16 protein-coding genes and 1 tRNA gene are annotated in these 15,088 nt (G+C 66.9%); 5 read left to right on the top strand and 12 right to left on the bottom strand.

Going from position 1 to position 15,088, the window contains the following annotated elements:
* Positions 1 to 333 precede the first annotated feature (333 nt).
* Together AX750_RS16070 and AX750_RS16065 are read right to left on the bottom strand one after the other, a co-directional pair.
* Positions 334 to 972, bottom strand: a complete 639-nt coding sequence (locus AX750_RS16070) for a hypothetical protein (protein WP_067254706.1) — start codon at positions 970 to 972, stop codon at positions 334 to 336.
* A 14-nt stretch (positions 973 to 986) separates the two neighbouring features.
* The gene (locus tag AX750_RS16065; protein WP_066735468.1) at positions 987 to 1,235 is read right to left on the bottom strand and encodes a hypothetical protein; all 249 of its coding nucleotides are present in this window, start codon (positions 1,233 to 1,235) and stop codon (positions 987 to 989) included.
* 499 nt (positions 1,236 to 1,734) lie between these two features.
* Between AX750_RS16065 and AX750_RS26595 the strand changes: the two genes are divergently transcribed.
* Positions 1,735 to 1,878: a hypothetical protein gene (locus AX750_RS26595; protein ID WP_156449787.1), complete on the top strand. Its 144-nt coding sequence runs from the start codon at positions 1,735 to 1,737 to the stop codon at positions 1,876 to 1,878.
* Positions 1,879 to 2,081: 203 nt separating this feature from the next.
* On the opposite strand, the gene AX750_RS16060 is transcribed toward AX750_RS26595, so the two are convergent.
* Entirely contained in the window at positions 2,082 to 2,423 is a 342-nt protein-coding gene (locus AX750_RS16060; protein WP_066735469.1) for a hypothetical protein, read from the bottom strand.
* 266 nt (positions 2,424 to 2,689) lie between these two features.
* Between AX750_RS16060 and AX750_RS16055 the strand changes: the two genes are divergently transcribed.
* Positions 2,690 to 3,292, top strand: coding sequence for a hypothetical protein (locus AX750_RS16055; protein ID WP_156449786.1), 603 nt, complete (start codon positions 2,690 to 2,692; stop codon positions 3,290 to 3,292).
* A gap of 157 nt (positions 3,293 to 3,449) precedes the next feature.
* Here the strand turns inward: AX750_RS16055 and AX750_RS16050 are convergent, their stop codons facing one another.
* The 5 genes from AX750_RS16050 to glpK form a co-directional block, all read right to left on the bottom strand.
* Entirely contained in the window at positions 3,450 to 4,028 is a 579-nt protein-coding gene (locus AX750_RS16050; protein WP_066735476.1) for a recombinase family protein, read from the bottom strand.
* Positions 4,029 to 4,197: 169 nt separating this feature from the next.
* On the bottom strand, positions 4,198 to 5,544 hold the full coding sequence (locus tag AX750_RS16045; protein ID WP_066735479.1) for a hypothetical protein: 1,347 nt from the start codon (positions 5,542 to 5,544) through the stop codon (positions 4,198 to 4,200).
* Positions 5,537 to 7,240 carry a tyrosine-type recombinase/integrase gene (locus tag AX750_RS16040; protein ID WP_197432834.1) on the bottom strand — a complete coding sequence of 568 codons (1,704 nt, stop codon included), beginning with the start codon at positions 7,238 to 7,240 and terminating at the stop codon, positions 5,537 to 5,539. Before AX750_RS16040 ends, AX750_RS16045 begins: the two co-directional genes overlap by 8 nt.
* 260 nt (positions 7,241 to 7,500) lie before the next feature.
* Positions 7,501 to 7,574, bottom strand: a tRNA-Gln gene (locus AX750_RS16035).
* A gap of 236 nt (positions 7,575 to 7,810) precedes the next feature.
* On the bottom strand, positions 7,811 to 9,328 hold the full coding sequence (glpK, locus tag AX750_RS16030; RefSeq protein WP_066719505.1) for a glycerol kinase GlpK: 1,518 nt from the start codon (positions 9,326 to 9,328) through the stop codon (positions 7,811 to 7,813).
* 221 nt (positions 9,329 to 9,549) lie between these two features.
* Between glpK and AX750_RS16025 the strand changes: the two genes are divergently transcribed.
* Positions 9,550 to 10,755 (top strand): Ppx/GppA phosphatase family protein, encoded by a 1,206-nt coding sequence (locus tag AX750_RS16025; protein WP_245282414.1) that lies wholly within the window; start codon positions 9,550 to 9,552, stop codon positions 10,753 to 10,755.
* A gap of 45 nt (positions 10,756 to 10,800) precedes the next feature.
* The gene (locus AX750_RS16020) at positions 10,801 to 11,613 is read left to right on the top strand and encodes an RlmE family RNA methyltransferase (protein WP_082734987.1); all 813 of its coding nucleotides are present in this window, start codon (positions 10,801 to 10,803) and stop codon (positions 11,611 to 11,613) included.
* 34 nt (positions 11,614 to 11,647) lie between these two features.
* Here the strand turns inward: AX750_RS16020 and AX750_RS16015 are convergent, their stop codons facing one another.
* From AX750_RS16015 to AX750_RS16000, 4 genes are all read right to left on the bottom strand, one after another.
* Positions 11,648 to 12,271: a hypothetical protein gene (locus AX750_RS16015; RefSeq protein ID WP_066719503.1), complete on the bottom strand. Its 624-nt coding sequence runs from the start codon at positions 12,269 to 12,271 to the stop codon at positions 11,648 to 11,650.
* Between the two features lie 77 nt (positions 12,272 to 12,348).
* Positions 12,349 to 12,744 (bottom strand): type II toxin-antitoxin system VapC family toxin, encoded by a 396-nt coding sequence (locus tag AX750_RS16010; RefSeq protein ID WP_066719501.1) that lies wholly within the window; start codon positions 12,742 to 12,744, stop codon positions 12,349 to 12,351.
* Positions 12,741 to 12,992 (bottom strand): transcriptional regulator, encoded by a 252-nt coding sequence (locus AX750_RS16005; protein ID WP_066719521.1) that lies wholly within the window; start codon positions 12,990 to 12,992, stop codon positions 12,741 to 12,743. Before AX750_RS16005 ends, AX750_RS16010 begins: the two co-directional genes overlap by 4 nt.
* Positions 12,993 to 13,053: 61 nt before the next feature.
* On the bottom strand, positions 13,054 to 14,505 hold the full coding sequence (locus tag AX750_RS16000; protein ID WP_066719499.1) for an MFS transporter: 1,452 nt from the start codon (positions 14,503 to 14,505) through the stop codon (positions 13,054 to 13,056).
* Between the two features lie 236 nt (positions 14,506 to 14,741).
* On the opposite strand from AX750_RS16000, the gene AX750_RS15995 reads away from it, so the two are divergent.
* On the top strand, positions 14,742 to 15,086 hold the full coding sequence (locus AX750_RS15995; RefSeq protein ID WP_066719497.1) for a hypothetical protein: 345 nt from the start codon (positions 14,742 to 14,744) through the stop codon (positions 15,084 to 15,086).
* The last annotated feature ends 2 nt before the right edge of the window (positions 15,087 to 15,088 follow it).

The following is a 15,088-nucleotide window of genomic DNA, read 5'->3' as shown; positions in this document are numbered from 1 at the left end:
AAGCCTTGAATCAATCCGCGTGTCTCAGGTCAAGCTTTGTCCACGAGGCCTAGGTATAGCTGCAAAACGGCATTTACTGAAGAGGATGCCCCGAGAGCCACAGGTGATGTCTGATCGCTATGGTTTGGGCGGCACGCCGACAATTACCGAGGTAACGAACGCCTACGATGCCGCCTTGGCATTTGTTAGCCAGGCCTCCCGAGCGTTCAAACGCGACATCGATATAGGCGGCGCTCGATTCCTCCTTAAGAAACCGCCGTGGTTAGAACTACCCCCCACGTCGAATGAGCAGGAGGTGGGGCCTCAGCCTATCGGTGCCCCCTACAGCTCCTCTTAGCAGTATCTTGGCGACATCGGACGCGCCGCGTGGCGATGGTGCTCGCTGATACCATTTTGGCGTCGCAGTTCCTCATTGGCTCGCCATAGCAGCTCCGTGGCCGACAGGCTGACTAGCAACGGATTGGTTCTTAACGAGTTCGCGGCCAATACCACGACGGCCACCTCGTGCTCCGCAACTTCGGCGAGCTGACGCCGGGCCGCAACCGCCTGAACCCGCTTGGCTGAAACGCGCTCGGCCTCTGCCTCTAAAGCCGCCTGGAAGACGCCTGAGAGGCGGTTGGCGTCCTCATGGCGCTCTCTGGCGCGGCGATCATCCTCAGCCGCCTCAGCGGCTTCCTGGCGAAGCCTGCGTGCCCGCCCGCCGATCCATGCTGCTAGAACTGCGAAGCCTCTTGGTTCGGCGGCCTTGATCGCGTCGAGGCGCGCACTGGCCGCGTGCATCGCATCCCGCGTCGCCCTGCTCGCCTGCCGCGCGCGGTCGGCGCGGAGCCGTGCCTGGATCAGGCTGTCCGGCATCGGCAAGGGGACTCTCGCAAGGGCGAGCTTTTCGCGAGCAGCGTCATGAACTTCCCGGAGTTCATCGAGCCGGCGTTGCAGATAGCGGCGCTCGACCTCGGCCTTGATCTCAGGCATCGAGATCGCGGAAGCTAGCGCTGTCGCTGCGGCACGATCCCGGACACGGCGACGGGCCGAGGCAGGATCACCTGCTCGATGCGGTGCAGGCTGCCGCGGATGCTCCGCTGCTCCACCAGGATGTCCGTTAGGGCCTCGCGGATCAGATCCAACGGTGTCGGCCCCTCCCGATCCTCCAGCAAATCGAGTAGGCGGAGCAAGGTCTCGGTCTTGCTGTCGACCTTCCGGGTGCGGATCAAAAGCTCCTGTTCGAGGGGCGGCATTGTAGTGCTCATCGGTTACCTCCATTCGGGCGACGACATCGCCGCGCTTCTGCCTGACAATCCGGTCCAGAGCGCCGATGACGACGCCGCCTGACGATTGCACGACCCAGACACCCTGCTTCTGACCCGGCACGACGAGCAGGCCAGCCTCGGCCAAGGCGGCGCGGAAGGATGCCGGTGTGTCGCCCTGCGACCATGCGGCGGTCACGACTGAGCGCGCCGCGACATCATCAATGCCTTGACGGGTCAGGGCTTGCCTTGCAGAGGCCGTCACGACGGATCGCGGGACCGGTTCAACGCACTCGGTCGTCAGCAGCGCATCGGCGATCTCGGGAAGGCCCCGCGCACGAAGCGCCTTGGCGACGGCCTTGTCATGCCGGCCACGTGTCAGGGGTTCGTGATGGGACCATTCCAGTTCCCTCGCCAGGCGCTCAAGCCGCAGATGTGACCAGGCATCGTCAAGGCGCTGACTGGGGCCGAGCCAGTGCGATACGACCACATGAGCGTGCAGCGACCCGCGTCCGGCTGCGCCTGGCTTGTGATGCAGGACGATGACGTGAGGATGGGTCGCCGGATCGCCGCCCAGTTCCCGAACGACGGACGCTGCGGCCACTACGAGATCACCTGCGGCCCATTCCGCTGACGGAGAAAGTGAGATGTGATGGAAGGCCGCTGCGCCTGGTGGCGCGAGACGGCGCATGGCGTTAAGCGCCGCTTCGACACCCATAGCGGCGAGGCCGACCATGGAATGCACCCGTGGAGGAATTCCGGCATCCGGCTTCATGAGGTGCTTGGCGAGATTTCGGGCATCGCGTCGTGTCCGACCGTGTCGGGCATGCGCTATGATCACCGGGCCGACGCCTCCAAGCGTGCATCGATCAGGGCCAGTTGCGCGCGAAGGCGATCAAGCGCGTCGGCATCGACGCGCCCGCCAGTATGCGCATGCCGGCAGAGCTGATTTGCGAGCCCACCGACCCTGCTGACCGCGACCGTGGCCTCTCGTAGTGCGACGGTCAGCTCGGTTTGCTGGCGAGGCATCGGGCGGCGGCGGGTCGTCCCGATGGCGCGGCGCACAGCCTCGGCGGCATAGGTGGAGGTCCCGATGCCTGCCGCCGTTGCCGCCTCGCGAAGCGCGGCAAGCTCGTCGGGGCGCAGCTTGTAGGAGAGCGGACGATGGACGACGGCCATGACTTGCCTCGGGGGTTCCACAGGGGGCTTGCCCCCTTGGCCAGTCTGCGCGTACTACCGCGCACTGCTGGCTTTCAAAGGCTACCTGATGATTATGCGCGCTCTCGAAAGGGTCAATGGTAGTACTCGATTCGGAATCCGTGCGGCGTTTCTTGCGCGTCCGTAACCGATTCGTTTCCTCCCGCAACCGCCCCCGCCGGTAATACCGTTGCGTTAGATTCGCGTTAACCAGACAATTGTGCGACCGCCAACCTACGGGGCTGCACATGACTTGGAATCCAGAATACACGCCCGCTCCTTCCGTGTTCTCTCCAACGACGGAAACCGTTGTCTGGGACGGAGACGCCGAGGCATTCGTCAGGCTGACGATCGCCGCCTGTGGCAGGATTTTGGCTCGCAGCGAACTTGATCCGCCGGAGCGGCGGGCGGCACTGCGCCGCCTCTTCGCGCTGCGCACCAGCCGGGAAGAGCAGAGGGCAATAGGCCGCCTCCTGAGGGATTTCAGTCTGCTCGTAGTGCGAGGTGCCGCGCCCACCGCAGCGCCGATGTCCCAGCGGGTTGAATTGCTGTCCAGACTGTTCGTAGCCAGTTCCGACAGCCAAGCGGTGGCGGCATTCGTCGAGCACATGGAGATCGGGATGCGCGACTTCCTCGTCCTGGCCTGGTGCGTGGCTGCCGTCTCCGTAGCAGCCGGCGATCCGCTGCCGCGACTGGAAGACCTCGATGCCGATCTGCCCTTCATGCCGGCATATGGCCTGGATCGCCCTGCATCCCAGTTCGATGCCGATGCGATCCTAGCCGAGATCGATGCCGACGAGCCGGAGGGTGGCGGTGGACCCGCTCTGCGCCCCACCTTCTCCCGGCAGTAGGCGTCACGGCCTGCATCGCCGTGACGATCAGCCCCGCACCGGCAGAGCTGGCCGGGTTGCGCCGCCGGGGTGGGGCGGGTGGCTTCCACTGCGTCGAAAGCCTGCTGGGACGCTGTGCCGCGCTCCTACGACCGTGCGGGCTGCCAGCGACATGAGATCAAGCGGCAGCTGGCCCATCGTCGGCGGCCAATGCCCGATAGACGCTTGCCCTGGCGATCCCCAGTTTCTTGGCAATCTCCGATGGCCCTAGGCCATCCTGGCGAAGCCGAGCGATCTCGCCGGCATCGATGGACGGCTTTCGCCCCCGGTAGACTCCCGCCGCTTTCGCCTTGGCGATGCCCTCCAACTGCCGCTCCTGCCGAAGGCTCGTCTCGAATTCGGCGAAGACCGCTAGCATGTCGAGGAAGGCCTTGCCGGCGGCGGTGCTGGTGTCGATAGGCTGCTCGGTCGCCTTCAGCGCAACGCCCTTGGCCTTCAACTCGCGGACAATGTCCTGCAGGTCGCCAACCGAGCGGGCGAGCCGGTCGATCCGGGTTACGACAAGAGTGTCGCCGGACCGCACGAAGTCCATGAGGATGCGCAACTCCTTGCGCCCCTCCGTCGTTGTCCCGGTGATCTTCTCCTCGCGGATCGTCGTGCAGCCGGCGCGGATCAGAGCCTCGCGCTGGACGGTCAGATGCTGGTCGGTGGTCGATACACGGGCATAACCGTATAGGCGGGCATCGGGCTGCGACATGAAACACCTTGTCTCGTTTGGGTCTAGAGATAGCCAGCTTGCCGTCTCAGAACGCATTGAACAACCCTAAAGAGACGGCTTTCTTGTCTCATGAGATTGACCCGCTAGGGTATACCCGATTGAGACGGCGCGCTGATGCTGACTGATCGGCCTGAGATGACCGCCCACATCATCCGTCAGGAGGCTTCTCCAACGCTCTTCGCGCCTGATCCTCAAGGAAGCGCCGAATGCGTCGTTGAATGGGTCTGGCGGGCTTCCCGTTGCCTTCTCGACGGCTGAGCGGACGCTTGCCGCCGTATGGCCATGCTTGCCACATCCATCGCATTCGATACGGTATGCGCTTGGGCATGAAGGCATGGGTATCGCGGTCGACCTCGATGGACGATGGGGTGACGCTGGGAACGGGATGTCCAGTCGAGGGGAGAGTTAGCCCGAGATTCGTTGTAGAATACCCCCGCGAGGTGGCCTCGGGCGTCGTGGCAGGCTCGCCGCTACCCGTGTGAGGCGCGGGGACGCTCCTAGGGTCCGGCGCCAGGACGGCGCAGAGCCTTCTACAGCCGTCCAAGCGGAGCCGGACGTATCCAACGACGCCGTCGCTGCCAGCCCCCCTCCAGAGTGCCTCCCGGCGCATTTGGCGCGGTTTCTTGGGCAGGACGGTCACAGTGCTTCCGCTGCGTTCAAGTTGGTGGTCCGCGATCTGGCGACGGAAGACGGCGAACTCGCCGGCGGGACGGACCAGCCGTGGCCGGTCCAGGTCCCACAGCTCTAAAAGGGCATCGTCAGGCCAGCGCTGCATTTCACGATGGTCTACGACCCACTGCGTCATGTAATTGACCACGGAGGCAGGGTTTATCAGCGGCTTTTCGCCGCTCCATGGCGTCGAAAATTTGGTTCCGATGCGCTGGCGAACAGTATCGAGGTCGCCGATTGCAACATCCCAAAGGCAATGGGCATGGACATCCCACCTACCCATCTTCAAATCGAAACGGATATGCACCACGGTGAGTAGCGGGCGCAGCAAACCTTCGGACACCAGCCGCTTCGTGAACGTGTTGTATTTGTCGGCGAAGCGCTCCAACTCAGCCGCGAGTTCTCCGATGGCAGCCTTGGCCGCCTGGGCTTTACCCGGAGCCGCCTTGGCCGGTCTGGGCCGTAGTAGGAAATGGCGGGTATTGGAGAGATCGCGGCCCTCCTTGAAGAGGTCGAATTCGGCGCTGGTACGCGCAGCGCGCTTCCCGAGTATGCGGGCGAAGGCCAAGCGCTCGCGATAGGCCGGCGGCTCGAACAGGCGTCCCGGTTCGACTTCCACGTCCTGAAAGACCCGGCGATCTGATCGGAACGGCTCGCGACCGAGGCGAAGCAGCCGCTGGGCGGTCTGCTCGTCGAACGCATGCCGTTCGTCTGGTGTCAGCGGAGGACGCTTCTCGGGCACATCTTGACGGTTCTCCGGGCGAGCGTTCAGCAACTCGTCGGGCAAGTCGTCTTCGAAAAGCGCGAGTAGGCCGGCATCAAGCATGGGGGGCTCCGGCGCGGCGGCGGCCAGCCTTCGCCTTCATGTCGCGCTCGGCGACGGCTACAAACATCGCCCGATCCTCAGCAGCACCGGGAGCGGGCTCACCGCGCGCTCCGTGGTAGTTGAGATGATCGAGGTCTACGCCGATAGAGATGGCATCGAGGGTTGTCTTGAGATGTTTCATGAACACGCCCTTCGAATAGCGCGACCTCTCGCTCGAACGGACGCCACTGTCATGGCCGGTGATCTCGTCTGCCCAGCCGAGATTGAGCCCTGGCATGTTCTGCAGATCGGTCGAAACGTTGTGTCGGAAGCTATGGAAATCGACCAACAAAACGTAGCAGTCGATACCCCGACGATACTCCGTGAACCAACCGCTGAAGGCTGCCGACCTACGGCTTCCTACGCCCTGAGGAATCAACTCGGGGAACAGCGGTTCGTCTGCTGCCCGGCCCCAATACCGGTATTCGAGGAACCCCATACGCAGAAGCGCCTCCGGGATCGGGAGATCGCGATCCGATTCCGGGGTCTTGCTATCCCTGATGCTCAGGCAAGCGATACCGTCGATCATGATGATGTCGCCTACCTTGAGTGAGCAGATTTCATCCTCGCGAGCGCCGGTATGCCGTCCGAGCAGCGGCACCCAGAACCGCGCGTCCTTGAAGATCATCGTGCCGGCGGTGGCACGGCGATGAAAGCTCTTGCTCCCGGTCCAGACCGGCGAGGTGAACAGCGTCTCCACCATCGCGGGCGGCCATGCCTTCCGCTCATGACGCGCTTGCTTGCCCTTGGGTTTCGGCTGGATGAAGCCCGTGAACGGGCTCTCCGCCTCCTTCGGCAGCCGACCATTGATCTGGCACCAATTCCAGTACTCGATCAAATTGCCCGTGTGCTTGTCGACGGTCTTGACCTTCAATCTGGGGATCATGGCCGCCTTGGGCGGTCGGGTGTCGTCGATGACCTTGGCGTCCTGAATGACCTCTCTCAACGGCATGCCGCGCCAGCACTTCGCCTTGTCGTAGAACTTGGGGAGGGCGAACAGCAGCCTGCGAAACTCCGAGACCTGCGCTCGGTCTATATCAGCTGCCGGCTTGTTCCCGACCAGTTCCTGAAACAGCTTCCGGGAGGATCGGCCATTGGAAGCGGTATCGGCCTTCCAGAGGCCGTTAGAGAGCTTCGATGCCTCGAAGTCATTCCAGTGGCTAAGGAACGGTGCAGCCGGCATCGGCTTCGCTTTTTTCGGCATCCATGGCCCTGACGCCTTCGGCGGGATTGGCGCGATCTCGCCTGCCGCGATCCGCGAACGTTCCTCGGCGATGGCGGCCAGTCCGCGCAGCATGGTGCGGGCCAGAAGCTGTCCATCAGGCGACGCACGGTCAGTGGCAGGGGCGATCACCTTCATCATGCCGCCGATAATCGGCTCCATGCTGCTCGCGGCCTCGGGATCACGCCCCGACAAAGCCGCAGAGATCGCCTGCTTTTCCCGGGGGCGCACCACGGTATCGCCGATGATGCGGAACAAGTCGTCCAATTCGCGGGTCGGGACCGATCCCATCTGATCGGCTTCGGCCTTGCTGAAGTAGGCGTAGCCGCCGGATGCCGACAGGTCGGCCTCGAAGCGCTCCGAGCAGACGTCCACCCAGATGCGGACGCGCTGCTCGGCCTCGCTGCGGCTCATGGTGGTGGCAAGGTCGGTCAACAGGCTCTCCATCGCAACGCGGACGGCGCGCGCTCGCGAGATGGCGAGCGTGCGCGAATTCGTCCTGAGGTTGACGATAAGCTCACCCGGAAGTTCGAATTCGACAATGCCCTTCGGAATACGGGCTCGAAACCGATACCTGTCGCCGCGCCGTTGGAGGTAATGTCCGTGCCGCATGTGGTCCACCAATGTGGACCGATTTCGCGCCCCAGGAGAGGGGTCTCGCCTAAACTGTTGCCAAATCCCGCTTTTCAGGAACTTGGCTGGGGGACTAGGATTCGAACCTAGACAACCAGAGTCAGAGTCTGGGGTCCTACCGTTAGACGATCCCCCAATGGCCTGGAGCGCGAAGCGCGCCCGCCTTTGGTGTCGCGGGGTCTAATCAAAGCTTCGGCGAATGGCAAGCCCCGAAATGCCGGTTCCAGCGCGGGTCGGTTCCCGGCGCTGCAGTGACTGTTGCGGCCGCTGTGGCTTGGGCCACTGCTCGCCGCACTTCCGCACGGACCTGGCCAGGCAGAGCACCGAATCGCAGCGCGCCACGAGGCGCTCCCTCCCGGGTCCGCCCGCCGCTCAGCCCGTGCTCAGCGTGCGCCGGACGGCGTCGCGCCAGCCGGCGATCTTGCGGCTGCGCTCGCTCTCCGCCATGCCGGGCGTGAAGCGGCGCTCGAGCCGCCAGAGATCGGCGAAGCGGTCGGGTTCGGGCAGGAGGCCGGCATCGAGCCCGGCGAGATAGGCAGCGCCCAGTGCCGTCGTTTCGCGCAGGCTCGGCCGGTCCACCGGCAGGTCGAGGAGATCGGCAAGGCGCTGCATCGTCCAGTCCGAGGCCGCCATGCCGCCATCGACGCGCAGCACGGAGCGGGTCCCCTGCCCGGCCCCGCCCGCGGCCTGCCCCCAGTCGGCATGCATCGCCTCGATCAGGTCGAGCGTCTGGTAGCAGACGCTCTCCAGCGCGGCCCTGGCGAATTCGCGCGGGCCGGAATTGCGGGTCAGCCCGAAGATCGCGCCGCGCGCCTGCGCATCCCAATGCGGCGCGCCCAGCCCGACGAAGGCGGGTACCAGATAGACCTCCTGCGCCGGATCGGCGGCACGCGCCAGCGGGCCGGTCTCGCTCGCCTCCTTGATCAGGCCGAGCCCGTCCCGCAGCCATTGCACCGCCGCACCCGCAATGAAGATGGAGCCCTCCAGCGCATAGGTCCGCCGGCCCTCGAGCTGATAGGCGACCGTGCTGAGCAGCCGGTGCTGCGAGGCGACGGGCTTTTCGCCGGTGTTGAGCAGCGCGAAACAGCCCGTGCCATAGGTCGATTTCACCATGCCCGGCGCGAAACAGGCCTGGCCGATCGTCGCGGCCTGCTGGTCGCCGGCGATGCCGCGCACGGGGATGGCGGCGCCCAGCAGCGCCGGGTCGGTCTCGCCGAACAGGCCGGCGCAATCTTTCACCTCCGGCAGCAGCGAGGCCGGAATGTCGAACAGCGAGAGCAGGTCCTCGTCCCAGATGCCGCGATGGATGTCGAAGATCAGGCTGCGCGAGGCGTTGGTCGCGTCCGTGGCATGCACGGTCCCGCCGGTGAGCCGCCAGAGCAGGAAGCTGTCGACCGTGCCGAAGGCGAGTTCGCCGGCTTCGGCGCGGCGTCGCGCGCCCGGCACATTGTCGAGCAGCCAGGCGATCTTGGTGGCCGAGAAATAGGGGTCGATGCGCAGGCCGGTGCGGGACGCGACCAGCGATTCATGGCCGGCCGCGACGAGCGCCGCGCAGGCCGGCGCGGTGCGGCGGTCCTGCCAGACGATGGCGCGGTGGATGGCGCGGCCGGTCGTCCGGTCCCAGACCAGAGTCGTCTCGCGCTGATTGGTGATGCCGATGGCGGCGATGTCGGCGGCCGTGAGTCCGGCCTTGGCGATCGCCTCCCGGCAGGTCGCCAGCACGCTCTCCCAGATGTCCTCGGGCTCGTGTTCGACCCAGCCCGAGGCCGGGAAATGCTGGGCGAACTCGCGTTGCGCGCTGGCCACGAGCCCGAGGCCCGAATCGAAGACGAGGGCGCGCGACGAGGTCGTGCCCTGGTCGATCGCGAGAAGATGGCGTGCGACGGCCATGCTCGGCCTCCCTGTCTGCGGCTGCGGCCCGTCTGCCGCGCCCGTTGGCGGCGGAGACTGGCCGATGCCGGCCCGCCAGGGCAAGGGCTGAGCCTCCACCGCCGATCGGCCTGCGACCGAAGGTTCCGCTTGGCACTGCGGTCCCGCTGTTGTTACGCTTTGATTCCAAAGGGCCGGCCCATGAGCCGGCCGGCGCGGCGACAGCCGGAGGAACGGGCGGAGTGGAGGTCGAGGACCGGCAGGAACGCAATGTCGCGGCGACGGCGCTGCCGCTTCTGCATGGCGCCCGCCCGCAGCCCGGCGTCGCGCTCCGTGGGCCCTCGCTCGCCTCTCCCGAAACGGCACCGCTCCCCTCCCTGGCGGATGCGGTGATGCCGGCCGCGATCCTGCCCGCCGCAGCACTTGCGGCCGAGGACGCGGCGCTCGACCCGCGCGCCCTTCCGCGCAGCCCGCCCGCGACCTATGCCGCGCTCGATCTCGGCACCAACAATTGCCGCCTGCTGATCGCGCGCCCCGCGCAGCACGGCTTCCGCGTCGTCGATGCCTTCTCGCGGATCGTGCGGCTGGGCGAAGGGCTCGCCGCCAGCAGCCGCCTCTGCGACGCGGCGATGGACCGTGCCGTCGAGGCCTTGAAGATCTGTCGCGGCAAGATGCTCCACCGCAATGTCACCCGCGCCCGGCTGGTGACGACGGAAGCCTGCCGCGCCGCCGTCAACGGCTCGGATTTCGTCCGCCGTGTTGCCGCGGAGGCGGAACTCGAGCTGGAGATCATCGACCAGCGCACCGAGGCCACGCTCGCCGTCTCCGGTTGCGCCGCCCTGGCCGATCCGGCGGCGGAGGGCGTCATCGTCTTCGACATCGGCGGCGGCTCGACCGAGATCGTCTGGATGGGCGGGCGCAGCGAGGCGCGCGACCCCGCCGCCCGCATCCGTGAATGGGCCTCCCTGCCGATCGGCGTCGTCACGGTGGCCGAGCGCTATGGCGGCGTCGACGTCAGCCGGGCCCTGTTCGAGACCATGGTCGAGGATTGCGGCCGCGAGCTCGAGGGCTTCGCAACGAAGGCGGCCGCCGCCCGCGGCGCCCGGAATTTTCACCTTCTCGGCACCTCCGGCACGGTGACGACGGTGGCCGGTATCCATCTCGGCCTCGCCCGCTACGACCGGCGCGAGGTCGACGGCTTGTGGATGCGGCAGGAGGATATCCTCGCCGTGATCGACCGGCTCGTCGAAATGGACTATGCAGCCCGCGCGGCCAATGCCTGTATCGGTCGCGAGCGCGCCGATCTCGTCCTGGCCGGCTGCGCGATCTTCGAGGCCATCCGCCGCGCCTTTCCGAGCGAGCGGGTGCGGATTGCCGATCGCGGCCTGCGCGAGGGCATCCTGCTCAGGATGATGCATGAGGACCGCGCCTGGTGGCGCCGGAGATGAGATGACGCCCTCCCCCCGCAGCGCCCGCACGATCCGGACCCCGGCATGAGCGGCGGCGGCAAAACCGGAGGCAAGGGCGGCGGTTCCGCGAAAATCGGCTCGACCAAGGCCGGCAGCGCGCGCGTGCCCGGCAAGCAGGCTCCCAAGAGCGCCGCCGGCGGCGGCGGCTCGCGCGACCTGCGCGTCAAGGTCAAGAAGGCCGGCAAGCTCAAGCATTCCTCGCAGCTCTGGCTCGAGCGCCAGCTCAACGACCCTTATGTGAAGCGCGCGCGCGAGCTGGGCTATCGCTCCCGCGCCGCCTTCAAGCTCGAGGAGATGGACGACCGCTTCCGCTTCCTCAAGCCGGGCCAGAAGCTGATCGATCTCGGCTGCGCCCCGGGCGGCTGGTGCCAGATCGCCGCGGCGCGCATCGGCCTCGACAAGGGCAAGGGCCGCATCGTCGGCATCGACCTGCTGCCGGTCGATCCCATCCCCGGCGTCGAGCTGATCGAGATGGATTTCATGGCGGAGGAGGCCCCCGCCCTCCTGACCGAGCGCCTCGGCGGCCGCGCCGACGGCGTCATGTCCGACATGGCCGCCAACACCACCGGCCACAAGAAGACCGACCACATCAAGATCATCGCGCTCGCCGAGGCTGCGCTCGACTTCGCCCATGCGGTGCTGGCGCCCGGCGGCTTCTTCCTCGCCAAGCTGTTCCAGGGCGGCGACAGCGCGACCTTGCTGGCGGGGCTCAAGCGCGACTTCACCACCGTGCGCAACATCAAGCCGGCATCGAGCCGCGCCGATTCCTCGGAACTCTATGTGCTGGCGACAGGGTTCCGTCGGAAGACCGAAGAACCGGGCGAGGACGCGGCCTGAGCCAGAGGTCCGGCAGCGGCGCGGCGGCGGCCGTTCAGTCCCGCTCCGGAAACAGGTCTGTCGGCAGCCTGTCGGGTCTGTAGGTCCCTGGCTTGCTCTTCTCCACCGAGTGCCAGATCCACACCCCGAAGCCGATCAGCCCGAGCATCGGGAACATCATCTCCGCAACGGGGATGGTGCCGCCCGCCGTCTTCAGCAGGATGAAGCCGCCCGCGCCGCCGAAGACGATCAGGGCGATGACAAGCGCGATCTGCAGCACGCGGTGCCGGCCCTCCGGCACCCCGCGCAGGAAGCGGATGCGCGCGGCGTCCTGCGGCGGAATCCGCCGGTGCAGATCCTCGACGAAGGCGATGAAGACGGGATCGCGCTCGGGATCGTTGCCGCCCAGCGGCGTGCCGGAATGAACCTGCAGCGGCAGGCCGCGATCGAAAACGAGTTCGATCATCGCCTCCCAGGGGTTGCTCTTGGCGCCGTGGATGGCCTGGATCCGCACCGAGCGCAACTGCGAGTAGGGGCGCAGCCCGTCCCGTCCGTCGAGCGCATAGCTGATGCCCTCGTCGCTCAGCGTCAGACGCGCCTCGGCCAGCTTGCGGCGCATCGCGCCATCGCCGATCGCGAGGTCATAATCAGCCGGGGCGCGGGGTTCCGCCGGGTCCATGGCTCATGCTCGCCCGCCGCGGCGGCAGATGGCAAGATCGGTCCTTGGCCCATGCTCTGCGCCCAACCCCGAGAGCCTCAGGGTCGCTGCGCCTCTCTGCCCTGAGCCGTCAGCAGGGTCACCGCCGTCTGGTCGAAGGACAGAAAGGTCGATCCACCCAACCAGGCGCCCTCCTGGGCGATCACGCCATCGGCGAAATCGCCTCCCGCATCGAGCATGGCGAGGCCGGCCTCGACGGCGGGCCGGTTGGTCTCGACGGCGGCAACGGCGAGCAGGGCCCGGATCGCTGCGGAAATCTCGGCCGGCTGAAAGCGATAAAGCCGGCGCAGCACCCAGACGAATTCGCACAGGCACGGCAGCGTCACCGCGATCACGGTCGCTTCCCTCAGGCATTGCTCGGCGCGTCTCGCCTGTTCTGCGTCATCGCGGACGACGGCGCGGATGAGGATGTTGGTATCGACGGTGATCCTCATTCCTGACCGGCCCAGCCTCGGGCGGCGGCCTCGTTGATCTCGTCGATCGTGGCGACCGTCGTCGATTTCCCGGCGAGAAGCCCGAGAAAGCCGTCGATGGTTCCGGGCGGCCGCGCCGCGCTCAGGGCGGCCCGGCCATCGGGCAGCAGTTCGAGTTCGATCTTCTCGCCCGGCTTGATGCCGAGATGCTGCAGGACCTCCTTGCGGAATGTCACCTGTCCGCGCTCGGTCACGGTCAATGTCGCCATCCAGCCGCCCTCCCAGAAGCGAATGTAATGCAAGGTTGCATTACATTCAAACGATCACAGCTCACTCCAGCGGCTTCTGGTCGGCGATCGCCTGGGCCGTCGCCTTGCGGGCGCTGGAAGGCGGCTCGGCCAGCATGTGCCCGGAGACCTCGGCCCCGGCATCGGGGGCGAGCCGCGCCATCATCAGCACGGACGAGGCCGAGATCAGTCCGACCAGCACGAAGGCGGGCCAGAAATCGGCCGCACCGAGCGCGCCCCCGCCATGGACGAGATTGGCCGCCTCCAGCGCGAAGGCGCCGATGGTGACGCCCATGCTGAGCGAGAGCTGCTGTGCCACGCTCGACAGGCTGGTCGCGCCCGACATGTCCCGGTTGGAAACGTCGGCATAGCTCAGCGCGTTGATGCCGGTGAACTGCAGCGAGCGGAAACAGCCTCCGACCAACAGCACCGACAGCATGATCCAGTGCGGCGTCGACGGCGTGAACAGCCCCGAGGCCGCGAGGAAGGCCGCGCCGACCACGGCGTTGACGGTCAGCACGCGCCGGAAGCCGTAGCGGGCGAGGATGGTCTTGGCCGCCGTCTTCATCAAAAGCGCGCCCGCCGCCGAGACAAAGGTGATCAGCCCCGATTGCAGCGCGTCGAGCCCGAAGCCGAGTTGCAGCATCAGCGGCAGGAGGAAGGGAATCGCGCCGATCCCGGTCCGGAAGATCGAGCCGCCGACGACGCCGATCCGATAGGTCGGGATCCTGAACAGCGACAGGTTCAGCACGGGATGGGCGACCCGCCGCGAATGGAACCAGTAGGCGACGAGCGACGCGATGCCCGCGGCGACGCAGGCATAGGACACCGCTTCGGGCACGAGATGGCGCCCGCCCGTCGCCAGCCCCAGCATCAGGCTGGCGAAACCGAAGGCCGAGAGCAGGAAGCCGCGGATGTCGAGCGGGGCGACGTCCTCCTCGCGCACATCCTCGAAGAACAGGCTCGCCAGGACGATGCCGACGATCCCGATCGGGATGTTGATGAAGAAGATCCAGCGCCAGTCGAAATAGGTGGTGATGAAGCCGCCCAGCGGCGGCCCGACGACCGGGCCGACCAGTGCCGGCACGGTCAGATAGGCGAGCGCGCCGACGAGCTCGGCCTTGCTGACGCTGCGCAGGATGACCAACCGGCCGACAGGCACCATCATGGCCCCGCCCATGCCCTGCACGAAGCGCGCGCCGACGAAGGCGCCGAGCGAGTTCGACAGCGCGCACAGCACCGAGCCGAGCATGAACACCGCCAGCGCCGCCCGGAAAATCGTACGCGCGCCATAACGGTCGGCCATCCAGCCCGAGATCGGGATGAAGACCGCGAGGCTGACGAGATAGGAGGTCAGCGCCAGCTTGAGCGCGATCGGGTCCTCGCCGAGCGACTGCGCGATCACCGGCAGCGAGGTCGCGATCACCGTCGAATCGGTGTTCTCCATGAACAGCGCACAGGCGACGATCAGGGGCAGGAGCTTAGCGCGCTGCAAGACGGATGTCCTCGCGGGAAATGGCAGCCTTAACGCCCGGAGCCGGGCAAGACGAGGGCAGGATCGGTGCGGAATCGCCTCCAGACCGGGCGCAACGCGCAAGGCCGCCATGCGTTTCGTTCGCGGGGCGGGCACCAGAGCAGCCCCGCCATGCGTTTCGCACCGTGCCGGCCGTCCCGCCCGGTCCCCATCTGAACGGCACAGGGGCTCAACCCACACCGTTCCGGAGACCTCCGATGTTCGACCGCCTTCCCTTCCCCGCCCTGCGCCGGGCCGCCCGGCTCACCGGGCTCTGCTTTCTCGCCGGGCTGGGCCTGGCCGGCACGGGCGGACGTGCCGCCCAGGCCCAGCCGGCGCCCAAACCCTCGACGAGCTGGGAGATCGGCTGTGCCCAGACCGTGGTTTCGCCCGGCTATGGCGACGGCCTGCGCGTGATGAACTGCATGCGCCAGAAGGATTGCCAGGAGATCGCCAATCGCGAGGGCCGCACGGTCTTCGAGGCCGGCTGTTTCGGCGTCGCGCCGAGCCCGCCGCGGCTGCCCGCCGGCGCCGTGCGCTCGAATCCGCAGCGCCAGGGATAGGC

It is taken from the genome of Methylobacterium sp. CCH7-A2, from assembly GCF_001557075.1.
Taxonomy (GTDB): Bacteria; Pseudomonadota; Alphaproteobacteria; order Rhizobiales; family Beijerinckiaceae; genus Allobosea; species Allobosea massiliensis.
This window is presented reverse-complemented; position numbering and strand designations above follow the sequence as displayed.